Here is a 20,428-nt window from a genome sequence, read left to right on the forward strand (position 1 = left end):
TAATCTCGAACAAAGGTTAAAACATTGTTCTTGATTTAATGATAATAATTAACGATTTAGTTTTATTTTAGCAATGCCAATTAATTACAGAAAACTTTTTTGTTATAAAGTTGTCATTATAGTGTAACGAATAATTTCCATTTGTTAATGTAGGCAAATATTAAGGATAATATAGCTTATATCTATACCTGTAATATAAGTGTCACATAAACTTTATATAGTGTTCATAAATTAATTAGCCCCAAATAAATTAATAATAATTTAATGGGGAAAACACTCTCAGTGGAGAATAACATGGGTTTTAAACGTGCTTTAGGCGTTATAGGTTTAGCAAGCTTGGTGAGTTTCTCATCATTAGCAATGGATAAAGATTTACCTGAATATAAAAAAGTCAGTGGTATTTCAGGTAACTTATCTTCAGTGGGTTCAGATACCTTAGCAAACATGATGACATTCTGGGCTGAAGAGTTTAAACGCACTTACCCAAATGTGAATATACAAATTCAAGCCGCTGGTTCATCTACTGCGCCACCAGCATTAACAGAAGCCACTTCAAACTTAGGCCCTATGAGCCGTAAGATGAAGTCGCGTGAAATAGAAGCATTCGAAAAACGTTACGGCTATAAGCCAATGGCGGTTCGTGTTGCTATTGACGCATTAGCAGTATTTGTTCATAAAGATAATCCTATTAAAGGATTACGTATTGAACAAGTCGATGCTATTTTCTCAAATAACCGCAAATGTGGTGCTGATAAAGATGCAGACCGTTGGGGCGACTTAGGTTTAACAGGTGACTGGGAAGCAAAAGACATTCAACTTTATGGTCGTAACTCAGTTTCTGGTACTTACGGTTACTTTAAAAAGAAAGCCCTTTGTAAGGGTGATTTTAAAAACACAGTTAATGAACAACCAGGCTCAGCTTCAGTCGTTCAATCAGTATCCTCTTCACTAAACGGTATTGGATATTCTGGTATCGGTTATACAACTTCAGGTGTTCGTGCTTTACCTTTGTCTAAAAAAGGTGACAACTATGTTGAAGCTAATATGGCGAATGCTATATCGAAAAAATACCCATTATCTCGTTTCCTATACGTTTATGTAAATAAGCATCCAAACAAGCCATTAGCGCCAATGGATGCTGAATTTTTAACTATGGTACTTTCTAAGTCAGGTCAAAAGATTGTTGAGAAAGATGGTTATATTCCATTACCGAACTCAGTTGTTCAAAAAGAATTGAAAAAATTAGGTATTAAGCTTTAAGTAAAAGCACCAGTACCACTTTGAAAAGGCCTGGCTTATGTCAGGCCTTTTTGTTTTCTATGGCACTCGTAAAAACCTAAAGGTTGATGAAAATCATTAGAGGATTGAGGCTGTTTTCAGTTAATACTGAATTTTAGTTTAGTAGCCAGGAGTTAACAGTAATTTTACGAGAGTATTATTGAAGGGGAGAGAGGGATGATCTTGTTTACTAAATCCTTTTTAACATCAGGGTTAAGCAAGTCTATGAATAAAATATCACGGGATTATCAAGCTCAAAGAAGTATTGATAAGTGGGCTAATAAAACCGTGTAGATTAAGTTACAATTCAACAGATTAACGAGAAATATCAATCATTAAATCGTCAGCAAGATCTTCTAATGCATTTATTAAGCTTGGTGTTTGTTCTTTATTAACCGCTAAGGTTATTTTCGCTTTAAATAGTGGCTGGCCAGTATGTGGCGCATTATCTTGCTCGCTGACAAGCTTTATCATGTTACCCCCTTGATGGTGAATAACCGCAGATATTTCTTCTACAATACCTTCTCGATCGTTTGCTGTTAGCTCTAAAACTACCGGTGACTCATCGCTTATTTGGCTAGGGGTAGTTTTTTCGATAATGACTTTAAAACCGTCCAGTGTTGTAATTGCACGAGTTAGTGCTTCACATTGACCTTGCTCTACCGCTATTTCGAGTACACCAGCAAAACAGCCCGACAAATGATGTAAACTACTGGTTTGCCAGTTACCTTGGTGTTGTTTAATGACTTTGGATAAAGTTTCGACTAAACCAGGACGGTCTATGGTAATAAATGAAATAACTAAGTGATTCATAATGTTCCTCTATAAAGCAAGGCGAATGTCATCATATTAAGCAAGGCGTGATAATTGCGAAAGTTCTTTATGCAACTGGCTTTCATCACCTAAATTTAATTCAACCAACCGTCTTAAATGGGTCACACTGTCAATATCGATAGCATTACATTGCAAGCCTACTTCGCACTGTAAACCTAGCTTGTCATTTTCTTCATGAACGACAGCAATATGCATTTCAACGATTGATTCGCCATTAACTAAGTCAAAATGTAATAAGCCTAACTTACCTTTTAATGACTTTTCAGCTTTAGGCATAGTAACCAAAGCGCCATTAAGTGAAATGTCGTGGATAGTAACTGGATAATTCTGCTGTTCAACCTCTAATATTGCATTGATTGAAAACAAAACTCGCGTGAATTGACGTCTATTTTCCATTGCTTAAGTTCAAATTATAAATGGGTATCTTCAGCATAGCTCCCTTTTAGCAAAAAGGCACTTTATTCGTGTGGATTTTTATAAAACCACAAAAATAAAGTGCCGATAACTATTTAATAACTAATAGATAATTTAAAAATTATCTATTAGTTTTAGCTTAGCCAATTTTTTTGTATCTAATTCTGTGAGGCTCAGTCGCTGCAGGGCCCAGTGTTTTCTTTAACCAAGCTTCATAGTCAGTAAAATTACCTTCATAGAAGTTAATCTTACCTTCATCACGGTAATCTAAAATGTGAGTTGCAATGCGGTCAAGGAACCAACGGTCATGTGAGATAACCATGGCACAACCAGGGAACTCTAACAACGCTTCTTCAAGCGCACGTAAGGTTTCAACATCAAGATCGTTGGTTGGTTCATCAAGCAGTAATACGTTACCACCGGTTTGTACTAGCTTAGCTAAATGAACTCGGTTACGTTCACCACCAGACAACTCACCGATGATCTTTTGTTGATCGTTACCTTTAAAGTTAAAACGGCTAACATAAGCACGGCTTGGAATTTCAAAATTACCAATTTGTAATATCTCATGGCCTTGAGATATTTCTTGGTAGACAGTTTTACTATTGTCCATGTCATCACGGAACTGATCAACACTGGCAAGTTTAACTGTATCACCTAGCTCTACATTACCTGAGTCTGGTTTTTCAGCACCCGACATTATTTTAAACAACGTTGATTTACCTGCGCCGTTTGGTCCGATAATACCAACGATAGCACCTTTGGGCACACTAAAACTTAAGTCATCAATAAGTACTCTGTCACCAAAAGATTTGGTTAAGTTATTAACATCTAAAACCTTATCCCCTAGACGAGGTCCAGGTGGAATGTAAAGTTCGTTGGTTTCATTACGTTTTTGATGATCTTGACTATTAAGCTCTTCAAAGCGCGCCATACGGGCTTTACTTTTTGATTGACGAGCTTTCGGATTTGAACGCACCCATTCAAGTTCTTGCTTGATGGTTTTTTGTAGTGCACTTTCACCTTTACTTTCTTGTGCAAGACGTGCATCTTTTTGTTCTAACCATGAAGAATAGTTACCTTCATAAGGAATACCATGCCCTCTATCAAGCTCTAGAATCCAACCCGCTACATTATCAAGGAAGTATCTATCATGGGTAATTGCTACCACAGTGCCGGGGTAATCGTGTAAGAATCGCTCTAACCAAGCAACAGATTCAGCATCTAAATGGTTAGTTGGTTCATCAAGTAATAACATGTCTGGTTTTTCGAGCAATAAACGGCAAAGCGCGACACGACGGCGTTCACCACCACTTAGTACCGCAATTTTTTGATCCCACTCAGGTAAGCGTAAAGCATCAGCCGCACGCTCTAAAACGTTATCAAGATTATGACCATCTTGCGCATTAATAATATCTTCTAAATCGCCTTGTTCTTTGGCTAAGGCATCAAAATCAGCGCCTTCTTCTGCATATTCGTTATAGACTTGGTCTAAACGAGCCATAGCATTTTTAACTTCAGCAACCCCTTCTTCAACAGCTTCACGCACTGTTTGGCTTTCATCAAGTTGAGGCTCTTGCGGTAAGTAACCAATTTTTGTACCGGCTAAAGACGTTGCTTCACCTTCAAAATCTTTATCAACACCTGCCATAATTCGAAGCAGCGTTGATTTACCTGAACCGTTTAAACCTAAAACACCAATTTTAACGCCAGGGAAAAATGAAAGACTAATATCTTTAAGTATTGTTCTTTTAGGTGGAACCACTTTTGATACGCGGTTCATCGACATGATAAATTTATCTGGTAATGGTTGTGCCATGAAAAACCTTATTATTTGAAGGAAAAAGTAACTTGTCGATATTTTAGGTTAAAGGGGCTAGGCAAGCAAATGTGTTTGAATCGTTTTAGCGCTGGTGTTTAAAAAAAAGCGGTTTGTAGATAATAACTGGTTTTAAAAGAGAGCTTCTAAAACCAGTTATTCGATCTCACCGGTTATATGCCTAATAATATGAATTAAAAAACCAGGTTAAAGATGTACTTTTAATTGCTCAACGATAGCGATAAAGGTGGGTCTTTTAAATGTATCGGCTTGCATACAACAGCATTTTATTATCAATAGCGCTTGGTATTGCGCAGTGTTTTCTAGATGAAGAGACAAAAGCAATAAATCATCTAATAAACAGCCTAAAGCTCTTACTTCTATCGCTTGCATTGCTTTTTGTTGTGTTTCAGGCAAAACCTTTAAGTTAGAAGCGGCACCAAAATCACCAAACAGCATATTTGCGTTTTCATCGACCATAGTATTGTGAGCATAGATATCACCATGGCTGACTTTATTTTCATGTAAATGACGTAAAGTGTCAGCCATGCTAAGGACTATTTTTATTATCTGACTTGTTGTTAATGTGGCAGACGTAGGAAAAGTATCACGAGTACAGCTTGTTAACGAAGGGGGTAAACCTAAGTTATAAAAACGCTGAGGAATTAACTCCATGATTAAAGCAAGTTGCTCTTTCGACATGATTTTAGCAATGACTTTGATTAAGTTTTTATGTTCACCGGCTTGCAAGTAATTATTTAGTTCATCAATAGGGTAACCATCACTGGTTATTTCACCTTTAAAAATCTTTACCGCTATATCGTCATCTGAATCAATGGTTATAGGTTTAGTTAACCATGTTGCTTGATGAATTATCCCTGATGCGCCTTCACCTAATTTTTGTTTTAGTTGAAAGTCTTGTGGTGAAATACTTGGTATGTGTTCAATGACTGGTTGAACACTACGCGTTAACTTATTACCCGAAAAAGCTAGCCACGCCAATTTAGGTAGTTGAAAGAGCCAATCGGGAAGTGTGACTAATTGATTAGCCGAAAGACGTATTAATTCTAAATTTTTACAGTTCTGCATACTATCGGGCAGTTGCTGTAATTGATTGCCAGCAAATGCTAATTTTTGTAAACGGCTTAGCTTGCCCATTGAATGGGGTAGTACTGATATTTTATTATCGGTTAATATCAACCAACGTGTTCCTGTTGGCAGCACGTTTTCATCTACTCGGCTTAATTGATTACCTTTGAAACTGATCATTTCTAGCTGTGGGCAAGCCGCTAAAACTTCAGGAATACTTTTAAAGTTATTATTAGTTAAAAATAATATCTTTAACTTCTTCAATGAAGAAAATTCACAGGGCAAAGCCGTTAATTTGTTATTCGCTAAGTCTAATACTTCAAGAGAGTTTGCTAATGAAAAAATTTTTTGTGGAAATTCAGTTAAATTCTCACTGAGGGTTAAATGTGTTATGTCTGAATATTTACCTGAATTGAGCTGGGCTAATGTTTGCAAGATAAAGCCTAATAGGGCGCTAAAATTTGCTGCTATTTTACCGTTAAACTGAACTAAGCTAAAGTGCTTTAATATTTTTGGCGTAAATTGGCTATTCTTATGCGATTATTAATGATTGCTTCCTGTTTGGTTAACCTTAAAACGATTAATGTCATCATAACTTAACCACTTTATTAACCTTAGTTTATTCATTTACCTCACTGATAAAATAAGAGTCACTATGTATAAAATACAAAAAAAATCATTATTACCAGTGTTGTGATAGCTTTTTTTGTTGCTGTTTCATCGAACGCACAGCATTATCAACAAGGTATTGATAAAAGTAGTATCGTAACGTTTAAAAAGGTCATGCAGGCATTGTTATCTGACACCAAGATGTTCACACAAGGAATTATTTTAGAAGACTTTAGCCTTGTTGAAAGTGCAGCACAGGGGATTATTAATCACCCAAAACCAGCAATGTCGTAACGGAAAAAATTGATGAAAGCCTTAGGATTAAAAGTCGCTACATTTAAAGGTTTTGACGAAGTTGTTCATGGTGGCGCTATCAAAATTAAGCAAGCGGCCAAAGAAAAAAATATGGTTGTTATTGTCGCTGAATATCAATAATTAATACTGGCTTGTCAATCTTGCCATAGCACGTTTAAAGCTGAACTGACGATAGCTTTGAAATAGTTAGTACTAGCTTCTACTTGAGTAGATATTATTTTTTAATGATATTTATAAGTGAATATATAACTAATTAAGCAAAAGCTGACAAGGGTATAGCCAAATCAGCTTTTTGTTTGAAATGAATATTGCAATATAGAAACTGACAGTCAATAATTCCCTTTCAATTCTATTTTTCAATTAGTCGCTTATTTTGTCTTACTTAGATTTCAATATTGAGAATAGCTTTTCTTCACAGTTACCTGAAGATTTAGAAGAGTCTATTTTTCCGCACCAGGTTCATGCCGCTGCTTTTTCTTGGGTATCACCTAAAAGAACGTCAAATCCACAGTTGGTTACGACTAGTCGTGATGTTGCCTCAATATTAGGGTTAAGCGAAGAGCAGCTTAAAAGTGATGAATTTTTACAGTTGTTCACGGGGAATGTCGTGCCCAAAGAATTCGCCCCTTATGCGATGTGTTATGGTGGACACCAGTTTGGCCATTGGGCTGGACAATTAGGTGATGGCCGCGCTATTAACTTAGCTGAAGTAAACACCCCTTTAGATGGCCATAAAGTTCTCCAGCTAAAAGGCGCAGGACCCACTCCGTTTTCACGAACAGCTGATGGCTTAGCGGTATTACGTTCATCGGTACGAGAGTTCTTATGTTCAGAAGCGATGTTTCATTTAGGTATTCCTACCACCCGAGCACTGAGTTTATCGTTAACGGGTGATAGTGTCGTTCGAGATATGTTTTATAACGGTAATGCGAAAGCTGAATTAGGCGCTGTTGTCTGTCGAGTGTCTTCGTCATTTATGCGTTTTGGAAGTATTGAGCTACCGGCTTACCGTAAAGATAAAGCTTTGTTAAAGCAGCTCGTTGATTATTCGATTAAACGAGATTTTCCGCATTTATTAAATGACCACGAAAGTGACTCGGTACAAGGTTATTTAGCTTGGTTTGATGAAATTGCCCAACGCACTTGTCGATTGATGGTGCATTGGATGCGGGTTGGTTTTGTTCATGGCGTAATGAATACCGACAATATGTCATTAATTGGTGAAACAATTGATTATGGTCCTTATGGTTGGATTGATAATTTTGATTTGTCTTGGACACCAAATACCACAGATGCTCAAGGTAAGCGTTACAGCTTCGGCAAACAGGGTGAAATTTCACAATGGAACTTATTTCAATTAGCAAACGCTATCTATCCATTGATAGAAGAATCTAAACCACTAGAAGTGATATTAAATAATTACAGTAAAACGTATCAACAACAGTGGCATGAAATGATGTCCAATAAACTGGGTATTACGGCTGAAGATAAAAACCATAAAGCGGACACAACATTGTTTTTAGCACTCGAAACCTTGTTGGGTGATATAGAAACAGACATGACTATTTTTTATCGTTTACTGGCTGATTTTAGTTACGACGAAAAAGTTAAAGCAAATAACGTCAATCATTTTGCCGATTGCTTCTATCTAGACGAGCAGTTAACGCCACAGCATCAAGCACGTTTTTCTTCTTGGCTAGAAAGCTACGCTAATCGAATTCAGCACGACGAAAAAACAGCAGCACAAAGAAAAGCGGCGATGAATAAGGTGAACCCTAAATATGTATTGCGTAATTATTTAGCACAACAAGCGATTGAGCTTGCAGAGCAAGGTGATTTTAGTAAATTACATGAATTACAAAAGGTTCTGGAAAACCCTTATGATGAACAAGTTGAATATCATCATTACAGTGAGAAACGTCCTGAATGGGCGAGAAATAAGGCGGGTTGTTCGATGTTATCGTGCAGCTCTTAAAGCGTTGTTGATTAGCGCTTAAAACTAAAAATAAAACCTTACCGACCTGTATTTTTCACGAGGTCGAGTAAGGTCAATTTTGCTGGCGTAGAGACTTTATCAAAGCCATTAACTTAAAAATTAAGCGACAACGGCTAAGTGTTTATCGCGCTACTTGGCACACTAGTCGGACTAATATGCTCAATAGGATAACAGCCTAATATTTTAATGAAATTAGTAATTGAGGTTATTTCATTAATTGCTTCTTGTAGTACAGCACTCTTCAAATTGGCTTCAACATCAATATAAAACATTTCTTCCCATGGTCGCCCTTGAATAGGTCTAGATTCAAGTTTACACATGTTAATACCTTTTGCTTTTAAAATAATAAGACAGTCAACTAAGGCACCTGCTTTTTGTCCTGTTGCTAAAATCAATGCTGTTTTAGCAGGGATTTGTTCAGCGACATCAATAGGTTTACGAGCGACTAAAATAAAACGACTATGATTTTCTGCTTGGTTAGCAATCGACTTTTCTAAAGCATGAAGCTTATAGAGATGACCACCTTCTTCACTGCCAATAACGGCGACTGTAGGGTCTTGCAACTCATACGCTTGAGCCATAGCATCAGCGGTACTGTCACAATATTCGATGCGAATATTTTTTTGTTTGTCGAGAAAATTACTACACTGAGTAAAAGGTTGTCCGTGCGCGTAAATCGTTTTTATTTTGCTGAGTTGGGTATTTACTGCTGTTAATAAGCAATGCTCAATCGGCTGAGTTATCTCGCCAACAATTGACAAGTTAGTGTGTTGCAGGGCATCATAAACTTCGTTAATACTACCTGAACTGGTATTTTCAATGGGCAGCATACCGTAATCTACATGACCAGATTCGACTTGTTGCATAATTTCTTTGAAACTTTGGCAGCCGTATTCATTGATTTTTGCTGCACGGCGTGAGAAATATCGATGACTAGCTAAATAGCTATAAGAGCCCTTATTACCTAGAAAAGCGACGCTAACCGTAGGCACTTGGATATTGGGGTTGGCCAATGTTTGTAAATAGGCTTGCTGATTTAAGACTGAATCTTCAATAATTGTTTGATAAACGCTGGTAACGTAATGAGCATCTAAACCGAGCACTTTACCTTGGTTAATTAAACGTATTAATAATTCTTGCTCACGTTGTTGATCGCGAACGGGGCGTATCTGATGCGCTTTACTTTTTGCAACACTGAGAGTGAGAGAACGGCGTTGAGCAAATAACTCTAATAATTGCTGGTCAAGTTTGGTTATTTTCTCACGAATTTTATTCAGATCTAAATCTTCACTCACAGTACTTCCACCCTATATATTATTTTCGAAAATGGTTAAAAAGAAAGAATCCTGATGTTTTAGTAAAGGAAAGTAATGAAGGCGACTAAAACAAGCTATTAGCTAGGATATATAGCATTACTGTAGCGAGGGCGAAGAAATTGTTCAAGCCTTTATTGCTAAAGGCTTGTATTAAAAAAATCTATAATAGAAATAGATTTTTAGCTTTGTGGAAAACATTGCCAAATAATGGTAAAAGAAGACACGGTTGCTACTCCCCAGACAATTGAACGCAGTAGTCCAATATTGAATAAATATAATAAGTTGTAAGCCACTCGAGCGATAACGTGGGTAATTGCTAAGAAAGTTACACTGTCGGTTATTGTATTCGTGGTTATTGCGAGCAAAACCGCTGGGACAAAAATAATCAGTGATTCAAATGCATTTTGGTGAGCCGCGAGTGCTCGGGCCCCAAAGCCAGTTAGTTTTGCTTGTTGCGCACGCGGATGGTTATTGTCATAGCCATCGAGTTTACTCATAGCAATTGCAACAGGGGCTTTAGCTAAATAAGGCAATAGAGTGGCTGTAAATAAACACCAGATAAGAATCGTCATACTTTTCCTCTTTTTATATTGTAGATAGTAATTTTAGTGTTGAAAATTTAACTTAATAGCTCAGTAATGTCAGTGTGTATTTTGTCTCACCCGGTAAGAAAGGTGAGGGCTTTCCTTGTACCCAATCATCATGACCTAAACCATAATAAGGGCTCCACGGGTGGCCAGACTGGCTGGTTGGCATATGTAATATTCCTGATGCCTCATGACCCGGTGAAACCACCATACGTTGAGAGGCACCAAAAGACTTTCCTTGTACACGAGGCATATAGCTATCGCCAGCAAGAGGTATTGGCAGCATATCTAACCAACGACCAATAAAGGGTATAGCGTTACTAAGTGGGTGTTGTATTTTACTGGTGTTCTGTTGCCCCCAAGTCGCTTTAGCTAATGGTTGGTCTTGGGTCATATCCGTTAAGGTGGTAGAGAGTGCTCGCTCAAAAACTTTTTGCCAGTTATCTTCGGGCAACCATAAAAAGTTGCTTGGTTGTTCATTAATCATTTGCCAAAGCGGTGTTTCTACTTGGTGGCGAATGGTGTGAAAAGAGTAGCCATTATCTAAGTGAGTTAAGTTTTCGTTGAGTAGACTAAAAACATCATTACGCACATTCAAGCGAAAATTATTAACAAGGCGATAAGCGACTGAGTCTGTGCATGCACATAAATTATCAGTATTAAGGGTTTCTTTCACTGCTTGCCAACGCGGATGACTGATAATAGCGTCGGGTGTTAGTACTTTATCAATTAAAAATTTCTGCCAGCGTTTTAAAAAAATGGCGCGGTCGTCCAGCGCAATATCAAGTAAGTTTTGTTCCGAAAACACCTCTTTTGCAAGTAATCCTTCTCTGATTTGTTGTGCCCTTGCACCAAGTGCATAACCGCCGTTGCCTAATTTTTCTAACATTTTACCGCCAACCACACGAGCATTTGCGGTCCATAAACGGTTATTTTGCGGATTTTTAACTTTAGGATACAGATCCGCTTTTAAATATCCTTGCCAATGATTGATACCGTCACCCCAATGTGTAGGTGTTTCGCCAAACGAGGAGGATTTTTTTGGAATAGGCCCCATGATTGTCCAGCCAATATTTCCCGCTTTATCTCCGACAACTAGATTTTGTGCCGGAATACCTGCTTGGTTAGCAATGTTAAATGCCTCGTCAACGCTAGTGGCTAATTCGAGTTGAGTTTGGTGCAGATTTACGGCTTCTACATCATGTGCAACCCAGCGATAAGCTAATAACTGTTGGCTGTTGTTCACTCCTATAACGGGCCCCCAAATTGTTTCTTTGACTATGATTTCCTGTGCGTCTTGACCTTTTACCGCAATAACATGTTTATGCTCAGTAAAGTCTTGATAGCCAGCAGGTGTCAAGTATTGGCTCTTATCTACATTGGTATCTAAAATAATTATATCGCTCCAATCGCCGTAACTATTAGTAAACCCCCATGCAATATTACCGTTACTGCCAGCAATGATATTAGGTGTTCCCGGGAGGGTCAGTCCTGTTACTTTGATGGCTTTATTGTTATCGCTTTGATATTCAAAGGTTGCCCGAAACCAAGTGTTTGGTACGCGTATTCCTAAATGCATATCGTTAGCGACAATGGCACTTCCTGTTTTACTTATTTTCCCCGATACCGCCCAGTTGTTTGAACCAGGGAACTCCTCACCTTGATATTTTTGCTCAGGTGTATCTGTTACTAAATTTAGCACCGCATTAGCAGCTAAAGCATCTTGTTCCGATGAGGCTGAAGGCCATGCACGTGTTGGCATTTTACTTGATGGATACTGACTACCATCAATGGCAGCATCCCAGATGCTGCCTTTAGGATTAAGAAATTTAAAGACATCTTCACCTAAGGTTTTTTTTATATTTCCTAACGTTCTTTCACGGTCACCTGCCGCATATTGCAAGTCCATGTACATACTTAATACAGTTAATATGGTGTCTTCTTCTTGCCAAGAAACAGGAGCCTGTTGAAGTAATAGATATTCAAAGGGAGGTGAGCTTAAATTATTTATGCCCTGATTCACACCACGGGTATAGGCTTTGAGTAAGGCCAAATCTTTTTTAGGAAGTTGTGCAACTATCGCTCTAGCACGCTCACGAAAGCGATGACGGCGGATCTCTTTATCATGTGGTAAGGCTTTTTCGCCAAATAAGCTGGCGAGTTCGCCTGCTGAATTACGGCGCAGTAGGTCCATCTGAAAAAAACGTTCTTGGGCATGTATAAACCCTGTGGCGACTGCAACATCGTTACGTTTCTTCGCTTTTATGGTGACAATACCCTGACTATCGCGCTCAACAATGGCTGTATCACTCAAGCCAAGTAATGTTCGCTTTCCTTCAAGTACCGGTAACGCGCTATCAATTTGGCTGTAAATCCAAGTACCTAAACTTGTAACAACTAAAAATAAGATCAGCAAGAAACCAATTAATATATGTTTAAATCTATTCATAATGTGGTGTATTTAGGATATTTAGACGTGCTAGATTACCTTATTATTTATAAAGTTAATATTTAATGATAGAAGATTATTATCGGTTTATGTACAAAGAAAAGCCGAGCTACTTTTTTATTGCTATTTTTCCCGATAGAATAGCAATAATTACTATTGATAAACCTAATTAAGGAGTTTGTATGGCATCTTTACAAGATCAGCTATTAAAAGCAGGCTTAACGACTAAGCAAAAAGCGCGACAAGCAAATACAAGCCAGCGTAAATCAAATAAACAAAAACGCAGTGGCGTAGCAAAAGACGAAAGTTTACAAGAACAAGTAAAGCAAGACTTAGCTAAAGCTCAAAAAGAAAAATTGGCGAAAGACACCGCGCTCAATGAAGAAAGAAAGCAACAGCTCGCCAACAAAGAAAAAATGTTACGTATTCAACAAATACTCGAACACCATCAAATAAAAAATGTTACCGGTGAAACAGAATATAATTACACCTTTAACAGTAAAATTAAAAAGTTATTTGTTAACGCGGTTACCCATAGAGCTTTAGTTAATGGCCGATTAGCGGTTTGTGGGTTAACTGAACAGAGCTATTTAGTCACAGCAGAAACCGCAGCAAAAGTAGCGACTTTAGATGCTAGTGTTATTTTAGTACAAAATGATAAAGTGGAAAGTGATTTAATTGAAGCTGACGATCCTTATGCCGATTATCAAATTCCTGACGATATGATGTGGTAGATAGCCATTTGTGCAAAATGAAAGCAGTGTTAACCAAGTAGATATGTTAAACTCGCGCAAAATTAGGGTGGCTGTTTTTAGACAGTCTAGTGTTTTTTTTAAATAAAGAGAAGTTGATTTATGTTTATTGTTCGCTGGATTATTGGTCGTATCATCTTATTGTTAAATTTTGTTTTTTCACCGAGCGGCCCAAAAAGAACAACTCAGTTGCAAGCTGAAATAGATACAAGCACTCAACACTTGAGCTTATATCAATTACCCGCTTGTCCTTTTTGTGTGAAAGTTCGTCGTTCTATAAAACGCGATGGTTTAAATATCGAATTACGTAATATTAATCAAAATGAAAATTATCGTGAAGAGTTAATCAAAGAAGGTGGAAAACGTACGGTACCTTGTTTGAAAATCACTGATGAAAACCAAAAGGTTACTTGGTTATATGAATCGTCTGCTGTGATTGATTATTTACATCAATTTGCCCGTTAATTGATAGGACAGTAATATTATTTTATAAATAATGAAGTATTTCTCTATTTCTCGGGTCTATTGGTTTATCGTTAGTTAATTAATAACCTGAGAAGTAGCCATATGTTAATTAAATCTCCTGGAAAATCTGCACTAAAAGAACATCAAGTTACCAGCGAAAGTGTTTACTTAAAGCGTAGGCAGCTTATTAAGCAAATGGGTTTCTTCGGTGCCGGTACTTTATTATCTTCAACTATATCTAGCACTGTAAACGCCCAAGGTTTAGATTTTTTTTCATCAGAACCAGAAAACACCTTTCAACGTTATCCTTTAAAGTTCACGGCTGACGCTACTAATAATACTGAAGTGCTGACACCTGAAGCTAAGGTAACCAGTCATAATAATTTTTATGAATTTGGTATAGGTAAAAACGATCCCGTTAATAATGCGCAAAACTTCAATATTAAACCTTGGCAGCTCACGATAAGTGGTGAGTGTGATAAGCCTTATACTTTAGATTTAGATGATTTAACGAAAAGTTTTGCCCTTGAAGAGCGCATTTATCGGCTGCGATGTGTAGAAGCTTGGTCAATGGTTATCCCATGGGTTGGCTTTGAATTATCAAAACTATTAAAAAAGGCACAGCCGAACTCTCGAGCTAAGTATGTTGCTTTTGAAACCTTACACGACCCAGAGCAAATGCCCGGACAAGCAAGTAGGCGAATGGGCGGCGGTATTGATTACCCTTATGTGGAAGGGTTACGTATTGATGAGGCGATGAACCCACTTACCCTAATGAGTGTCGGTCTCTATGGCAAAACATTACCAGCACAAAATGGTGCGCCAATCCGTTTAGTGGTGCCATGGAAATATGGTTTTAAAAGTATTAAGTCGATTGTTGCAATAAAATTTGTTGAACATCCTCCTGCGTCAACATGGAATATTTTAGCCCCTAACGAATACGGCTTTTATGCCAATGTTAATCCTGAAGTTGACCATCCAAGGTGGAGTCAAGCCAGTGAACGAAGATTAACTTCTGGCGGATTGTTTGCGCGTAACCGTATCGATACTTTGCCTTTTAATGGCTACGGTGAGGAAGTTGCCGATCTATATAGAAACCTTGATTTACGAAAAAACTTTTAAAAATAGCGACAGGGTAAAATCGTGAGTAGGGGCTTTATTGCCCCACTAATCTGTAGTAATAACTTGAGTCGTATCATCTCTATGAAGTATAAAGTTATTTTGTTTAAAGTTTTTGTCCACCTTGCGGCTTTTTTACCGCTAGCCAATGCTTATTATCTGGCTTTTACTGATCAACTAGGCGCTGACCCAGTTGAAGCCATTATTCACTTTACCGGTATTGGTGCGTTTAATTTATTGTTGTTAAGTTTAATGATAACGCCTTTAAGTAAGCGTTTTAAAATATCAATATTATTAAAAGTTCGCCGTTTAGTAGGCTTATATAGCTTTACTTATGCTTTCCTACATTTAACCAATTTCCTAGTGTTTGAAGTGCAGTTTGATTGGTCACTATTTGTGAGTGAAATACTTGAACGACCTTATATTACTATTGGTATGGCGGGCTTATTGATTTTGTTAACGCTTGCGATAACATCAGTTTCGTTATTAAGAAAAAAAATGGGTAAAAATTGGCAAAAGCTCCATAATTGGGTTTACTTAGCCGTTGTTCTTGTTGGGATTCATTTTTATTGGTCGGTAAAGTCTGAAATCATAGAACCGAGTATTTATCTTTTTATTACTTTTCTTCTTTTAGCACTTCGTTTTAAAAAACTAAATAAGTGGATAAAAAAAGACTAGCCAAAAGCACCGGCTAGTCTTAACTTATTTATTATTTATAAAGTAATGATTATAAATAATTTTATGGATTTGCTTGCAATGTTAATGTCATACCTGAAGCTGTACTATAGCCAAATATATCTATATACCATGTACCTGCAGCAGGGGTTGTAAAGCTACAGCTTTCATTGTTACCATTTTTATAAGGTCGACAATCATAGGCAGAAGCTGTTGATTGTGCTCCTCGGCGAATATATAAGTCAGCATCACCTGACCCCCCTGAAAGGCTAATAGTCAGATCGGCATAACCTGCAGGTAAAACTTGAGTAAAGCGCTTCCACTGTCCTTTTGATACAGCAACATTCGACTCTGAACCATTAAGCGCAGGATTTCCTGTAGCAGCTTCTGTAAAACTACCTGTTAAGCTAACTCCCGAAAATGCTGAATAGGCTTTGACTCGAACATAATATGTTCCACCCGTTGATGTACCTGCACAAGACTCTACATTTCCGCCTTTATAAGGACGACAGTCATAGCTTGAATCGGTAGGTGCTGAACCAAACTTAACATACATATCAGCATCACCAGAACCACCCGTTGTTAAAAAGCTGATATCTGTTGCGCCCGATGGAACTTCCATCGTGTAAACAACGTCTGCATTTGTTGACGCACTTAGGTTCGTGGCAGCAACACCATTGGTTAATACATTACCCGTTGGAGGTGTTCCTGTTGTCGGACAAGCACCAACACCTACAGCACACCAAGCCGTTTCTACTGCTGTTTTTTCGGTAGCACCATATAAATCTTGTGCGGCTTGAGCTGTTGCCGCTCTTGCACCCGCAAAATTAGTATTTTGATTCATGTAGGTAACAAGTGCACGATAGAAAATCTTTTCGGCCTTTGCCATACCTATACTGGGTACTTGTGCCGTTGATTTGTTGCGCGGATGAGTACCACCGTCTACCAACAAAACATAAGCTAAATTAGCAATACCTGAGTTACCGTGAACACCACCTTGGTCATTACTATTACTTGGGTTACTTACAAAAGGAATGCGCTCTGGGTACCAATCTTTTGAGTAATTATCTTGAGTTGGATTATCCATGTAACGTAAGGCCTGACCTTGAGTGTTATATAAACCATCTCCCAATAACCATGAAGAACTTGTTGTGCCATTACGGTAAGCTTCGGCTGAGATACCAAGAATATCTGACCAAGCTTCGTTTAAGGCGCCTGATGCATTGGCATAAATTAGGTTTGCCGTTTTATCTGTGACACCGTGTGTTAATTCATGACCTATGATATCAAAGTCACTGGTAAAGTCGTTCATGCCACCAGATGCTTGACCATACATCATTTGTGAGCCCGTCCAATAAGCGTTAACTACGCCTAAATCAACACTAGATACGAGTGTCATTCCATTGTTATCAAGGCTGTCGCGACCAAATTTACTTTGATAATAGTCATACACTTTTGACGCGCCATCATGTACACGTTGTGCTGCGGCGTTACTGCCACAACTTTGTGTGTTAGTACATAACAAAGTACCTGGAGCCGAGTTTGCCGAACCGCCATTAAGCGTGTATGTCCGCCAATTTTTAGCAGAATGTACTTGTGGCTCTCTCGCTAAGATTTCAGAAGTATTCACATCAAAGTATATAAAATCACGACCAAAGTCTTCACCGCCATTATCCCATGATACTTCTAGTCTATAAGCGAGTTTAGTTTCTTCTGAAAGTGGTAGGTACACGTAAGCAAGCTCTGGAATATTTAACACGTCTCCAACACTTTCAGCAGCAACCAGTGCTTGTGCAGAGTCATTGCTTAATGCACTAGCGTTGTTCATTACTGAAAACGAAGGTAATGAATTAGTGGCTAATTTACCCGTAACTTTATAAACGCTACTTGCACTATTACTTGCGTTAAAAGTATTTATTGGCGAATTAGTATGCATAATCATACTTGTACCATAAACTTTAATACCGTTAATCGTTTGATCAAAGTGAGTATGGCTTTTACCTAATTCATCAGTCCATTGGCGTCGAACTTTAAATTTTTCATTACCAACTGAGCCGTATGAGCTTTGATTTGAAATGATGTTTTGAAAGGCTTGTTCTGCAGGGTTTTTGATTACCAGCGGGTAATTTCCAAGCACTGGACTTGGGCTTGCTGGTGCCATAACCGGTGTTCCGGTGTTTGTTTCTTGTTGCAGTGAACTGGCGCTCATTTCAACAGCTGTTGCGTTCATTGTTGCAGCGGTAAGTGCTGCGCCAATAAGGAATGAAAGTTGAGAAATCTTATTATTATTTTGCATTAAGTGTTCCTAATTTTACTTAATTTATACTTGCATTAAAAGCCAAGTGATATTTTTATTTTCCTCCCTCATTCCTTTGATTAATTTGTCCTCCAATGGCCTTGAGGATTTTTTAGCCAGTCTTTGCTGACAAATCAACCGTAACATTGATTTAACATCTTTAGCAACAAATTGATCTATTATTAATATTTAATTAACAACTCTATCAATAAATTATTGTTTAAAAAAATTTATGCGAAGTGATATTTGTGAAATAGGCAATGATTTATATAAGGAAAAATAAATAAAGATTCGAGAAAATAATGAAAGTATCTAACAAATTAATAAGGTATTAACGCGTTCGTTAATTAATAAAGGTTAGCGTGTTGGGTAGGCTATTGTTTAACGTTACAAAGGTAACCTTAGGTTGTTCTTGGTTGTTAGGTACTATGCCTTCAACAAGCGCGACAATGGTTGTTGATGGTGCATTAGCACTTCTAGACGTTACGACGACAGAAACGAGTTTTCGCCATTGGCAACCAACAAATCCACAAATATCACCAAGCTCGAGTTGCTGGTAAGTTATTTGAAAGTTAGTGATAGATTTATCAGCAAGGTAATGAATTATTTTTTCATCTGCTTTTACCGCGTCAATTGCAATAGAATTAGCTTGGCAGTGATTTGAAATCGATAAAAGAAACATCAATATTATAATTTTTGCCATTGATAACCTTTCCTTTATCGATTTTTAAGCAAGCTGACTATTAAGAGCGAGCCGTTACTTCTAATAAATGATAACCAAATTGCGTTTTTACTGGTCCTTGAACTGTGTTTAAATCAGCAGTGAAAACCACTTCATCAAATTCTGGTACCATTTGACCACGGCCAAATGATCCTAAATCTCCACCTTGCATTTTTGAAGGACAGTTTGAGTGCTCCTGCGCTACAACCGCAAAATCTGCTCCATCTTCGATTTGTGCTTTAAGCGTTAAACATTGCTCTTCTGTATCTACTAATAAATGACGTGCTGATGCTTGTGACATGTTGCTTCCTATATGATGGTGTAAATTAATCCTCTAACTTTACCGTATCTTTAGAAAAAATTAAAGAAATCGATGGATTGAATTAATATTCATCAACTTTATACTCGGTTTATTGATTAAAATGACAAGTTAACAATAAATTTATACTTTTGTCCTCGGGTCCTTATTCGGTGTTTGTTAAATCATAATCGTTTTATTTAATTGTGATGTGATAAATTAATCGTCATTACCCTTTGGACTTTGCCTTATGTTTTTACCGAATCTTAAACATTTACGCTATTTAATTGCGCTTTACCAAGAACAAAATTTTCATCGAGCAGCTAGTGCATGCTTTGTTAGTCAGTCAACCTTAAGCAGCGCTATTCTAAAATTAGAAGAACAGCTAAATTGTCAATTAATTGAACGTGACAACAAATCTTTTTTATTTACGACTCAGGGCATTGAAGTTGTTGAGAAATCCCGACAGTTACTAGTCTCGGCCAACGAATTAGTCAGCTTTGCAAAACAACAAGGTAGTGAGTATACCGGCACCGTAAGTATTGGTTGTATTCCAACGATTGCGCCATTTCTCTTAACTGATTTTGTGCGCGCCTGCCAAAGTAAACTTCCTGATTTAGCCTTGTTTTTACGTGAAGATACCACTGAAAACTTAATGAATATGCTTAATAATGGTGAAATAGATGTGTTGATTCTAGCGTTGCCAATAGGAGTAAATAATTTTCATTGTCGATTAGTAGGTAAAGACAGGTTTTTTATGGCAGGTAATAAAAGGCTAGTAGAGACATTTCAACAAACAGACAGTTATAAACATTTACCGGAACAGAGTATTTTCCTATTATCATCAGAGCATTGCCTTACTGAACATGCCTTGTCAGCATGTAAACTTGCTGATAAATCGCGTATTCATTCTTTTTCTGCGTCAAGCTTATCAACATTAGTACAGATGACCGCTTTTCATCAAGGTTTTACTTTTTTGCCTGAAATGGCGGTAAAGAAAAATATTGGGGAAAATGAGGGGTTAACCATAGCACCATTAGACCAAGATTATTATCGAGAAATTGGTGTGTTATGGCGAAAAACGTCAATGAGAAATGTTTTATATAATCAATTGTCAGCTGTGATAACTGACTTATTAATTTAATTAATCAAACTAACTAATCGATAACTCAGCTTAAGGTAACGATTTATTTAACAATAGCTAAATCATTATTTGCTAGTTAATTATTTGCTAGTTAATTATGTATAGTTAAGTGGTCTTTGTTTGTTCTAGCATAAGTTGATTTTTATTTTACTTGTTATTATGGTTATGTTGATAATGTGTTATTAGTTATCTTATTATTTAATATTGTATAGTGTTACTTAAAGAATTCTTAACTATTTGGATAGTCTTTAT

General features: G+C 37.4%; 19 protein-coding genes. 9 read left to right on the plus strand and 10 right to left on the minus strand.

What is annotated here, in order from left to right; translation table 11 throughout:
* Positions 1 to 294: 294 nt before the first annotated feature.
* The gene (locus H4J67_RS04770; RefSeq protein WP_182175833.1) at positions 295 to 1,260 is read left to right on the plus strand and encodes a PstS family phosphate ABC transporter substrate-binding protein; all 966 of its coding nucleotides are present in this window, start codon (positions 295 to 297) and stop codon (positions 1,258 to 1,260) included.
* Positions 1,261 to 1,593: 333 nt separating this feature from the next.
* Here the strand turns inward: H4J67_RS04770 and H4J67_RS04775 are convergent, their stop codons facing one another.
* From H4J67_RS04775 to H4J67_RS04790, 4 genes are all read right to left on the minus strand, one after another.
* Positions 1,594 to 2,091 (minus strand): glycine cleavage system protein R, encoded by a 498-nt coding sequence (locus tag H4J67_RS04775; protein WP_182203032.1) that lies wholly within the window; start codon positions 2,089 to 2,091, stop codon positions 1,594 to 1,596.
* Positions 2,092 to 2,127: 36 nt separating this feature from the next.
* Positions 2,128 to 2,508, minus strand: coding sequence for a PilZ domain-containing protein (locus H4J67_RS04780; protein WP_070375936.1), 381 nt, complete (start codon positions 2,506 to 2,508; stop codon positions 2,128 to 2,130).
* 157 nt (positions 2,509 to 2,665) lie between these two features.
* The gene (gene ettA / locus H4J67_RS04785) at positions 2,666 to 4,345 is read right to left on the minus strand and encodes an energy-dependent translational throttle protein EttA (RefSeq protein ID WP_070375937.1); all 1,680 of its coding nucleotides are present in this window, start codon (positions 4,343 to 4,345) and stop codon (positions 2,666 to 2,668) included.
* Positions 4,346 to 4,552: 207 nt separating this feature from the next.
* Positions 4,553 to 5,869, minus strand: a complete 1,317-nt coding sequence (locus H4J67_RS04790; protein ID WP_182203034.1) for a leucine-rich repeat domain-containing protein — start codon at positions 5,867 to 5,869, stop codon at positions 4,553 to 4,555.
* A 258-nt stretch (positions 5,870 to 6,127) separates the two neighbouring features.
* Here H4J67_RS04790 and H4J67_RS04795 point away from each other — a divergent pair, with 258 nt between their 5' ends.
* The 3 genes from H4J67_RS04795 to H4J67_RS04800 all read left to right on the plus strand — a co-directional run bounded on the left by H4J67_RS04795 (position 6,128) and on the right by H4J67_RS04800 (position 8,333).
* Positions 6,128 to 6,337, plus strand: a complete 210-nt coding sequence (locus tag H4J67_RS04795) for a hypothetical protein (protein WP_182203036.1) — start codon at positions 6,128 to 6,130, stop codon at positions 6,335 to 6,337.
* 12 nt (positions 6,338 to 6,349) lie between these two features.
* On the plus strand, positions 6,350 to 6,478 hold the full coding sequence (locus H4J67_RS20485) for a hypothetical protein (RefSeq protein ID WP_259368495.1): 129 nt from the start codon (positions 6,350 to 6,352) through the stop codon (positions 6,476 to 6,478).
* Between the two features lie 253 nt (positions 6,479 to 6,731).
* Positions 6,732 to 8,333, plus strand: coding sequence for a YdiU family protein (locus H4J67_RS04800; RefSeq protein ID WP_182203038.1), 1,602 nt, complete (start codon positions 6,732 to 6,734; stop codon positions 8,331 to 8,333).
* A 134-nt stretch (positions 8,334 to 8,467) separates the two neighbouring features.
* Here the strand turns inward: H4J67_RS04800 and H4J67_RS04805 are convergent, their stop codons facing one another.
* The 3 genes from H4J67_RS04805 to H4J67_RS04815 form a co-directional block, all read right to left on the minus strand.
* Positions 8,468 to 9,649, minus strand: coding sequence for a chorismate mutase (locus tag H4J67_RS04805; protein ID WP_070375941.1), 1,182 nt, complete (start codon positions 9,647 to 9,649; stop codon positions 8,468 to 8,470).
* 200 nt (positions 9,650 to 9,849) lie between these two features.
* Positions 9,850 to 10,242: an MAPEG family protein gene (locus H4J67_RS04810; RefSeq protein ID WP_182203040.1), complete on the minus strand. Its 393-nt coding sequence runs from the start codon at positions 10,240 to 10,242 to the stop codon at positions 9,850 to 9,852.
* 52 nt (positions 10,243 to 10,294) lie between these two features.
* Entirely contained in the window at positions 10,295 to 12,706 is a 2,412-nt protein-coding gene (locus H4J67_RS04815) for a penicillin acylase family protein (protein WP_182203041.1), read from the minus strand.
* A gap of 182 nt (positions 12,707 to 12,888) precedes the next feature.
* Here H4J67_RS04815 and H4J67_RS04820 point away from each other — a divergent pair, with 182 nt between their 5' ends.
* The 4 genes from H4J67_RS04820 to msrQ all read left to right on the plus strand — a co-directional run bounded on the left by H4J67_RS04820 (position 12,889) and on the right by msrQ (position 15,720).
* Positions 12,889 to 13,440: a DUF2058 domain-containing protein gene (locus H4J67_RS04820; RefSeq protein WP_182175826.1), complete on the plus strand. Its 552-nt coding sequence runs from the start codon at positions 12,889 to 12,891 to the stop codon at positions 13,438 to 13,440.
* 120 nt (positions 13,441 to 13,560) lie between these two features.
* Complete coding sequence (locus tag H4J67_RS04825; protein ID WP_182175825.1) at positions 13,561 to 13,923, plus strand: glutaredoxin; 363 nt, start codon at positions 13,561 to 13,563, stop codon at positions 13,921 to 13,923.
* Positions 13,924 to 14,025: 102 nt separating this feature from the next.
* Positions 14,026 to 15,045, plus strand: coding sequence for a protein-methionine-sulfoxide reductase catalytic subunit MsrP (gene msrP, locus H4J67_RS04830; protein ID WP_182175824.1), 1,020 nt, complete (start codon positions 14,026 to 14,028; stop codon positions 15,043 to 15,045).
* An 81-nt stretch (positions 15,046 to 15,126) separates the two neighbouring features.
* The gene (gene msrQ / locus H4J67_RS04835; RefSeq protein ID WP_182175823.1) at positions 15,127 to 15,720 is read left to right on the plus strand and encodes a protein-methionine-sulfoxide reductase heme-binding subunit MsrQ; all 594 of its coding nucleotides are present in this window, start codon (positions 15,127 to 15,129) and stop codon (positions 15,718 to 15,720) included.
* A 61-nt stretch (positions 15,721 to 15,781) separates the two neighbouring features.
* On the opposite strand, the gene H4J67_RS04840 is transcribed toward msrQ, so the two are convergent.
* The 3 genes from H4J67_RS04840 to H4J67_RS04850 all read right to left on the minus strand — a co-directional run bounded on the left by H4J67_RS04840 (position 15,782) and on the right by H4J67_RS04850 (position 19,035).
* Entirely contained in the window at positions 15,782 to 18,013 is a 2,232-nt protein-coding gene (locus H4J67_RS04840) for a M4 family metallopeptidase (RefSeq protein ID WP_182203043.1), read from the minus strand.
* A 343-nt stretch (positions 18,014 to 18,356) separates the two neighbouring features.
* Entirely contained in the window at positions 18,357 to 18,716 is a 360-nt protein-coding gene (locus H4J67_RS04845; RefSeq protein WP_182175821.1) for a hypothetical protein, read from the minus strand.
* Positions 18,717 to 18,756: 40 nt separating this feature from the next.
* Positions 18,757 to 19,035, minus strand: coding sequence for a peptidylprolyl isomerase (locus tag H4J67_RS04850; RefSeq protein ID WP_070375959.1), 279 nt, complete (start codon positions 19,033 to 19,035; stop codon positions 18,757 to 18,759).
* Between the two features lie 247 nt (positions 19,036 to 19,282).
* On the opposite strand from H4J67_RS04850, the gene H4J67_RS04855 reads away from it, so the two are divergent.
* Positions 19,283 to 20,176 carry a hydrogen peroxide-inducible genes activator gene (locus tag H4J67_RS04855; RefSeq protein WP_182175820.1) on the plus strand — a complete coding sequence of 298 codons (894 nt, stop codon included), beginning with the start codon at positions 19,283 to 19,285 and terminating at the stop codon, positions 20,174 to 20,176.
* Positions 20,177 to 20,428 lie beyond the last annotated feature (252 nt).

This window comes from Colwellia sp. BRX10-4 (assembly GCF_014077465.1).
In the GTDB taxonomy this organism is placed as follows: domain Bacteria; phylum Pseudomonadota; class Gammaproteobacteria; order Enterobacterales; family Alteromonadaceae; genus Colwellia_A.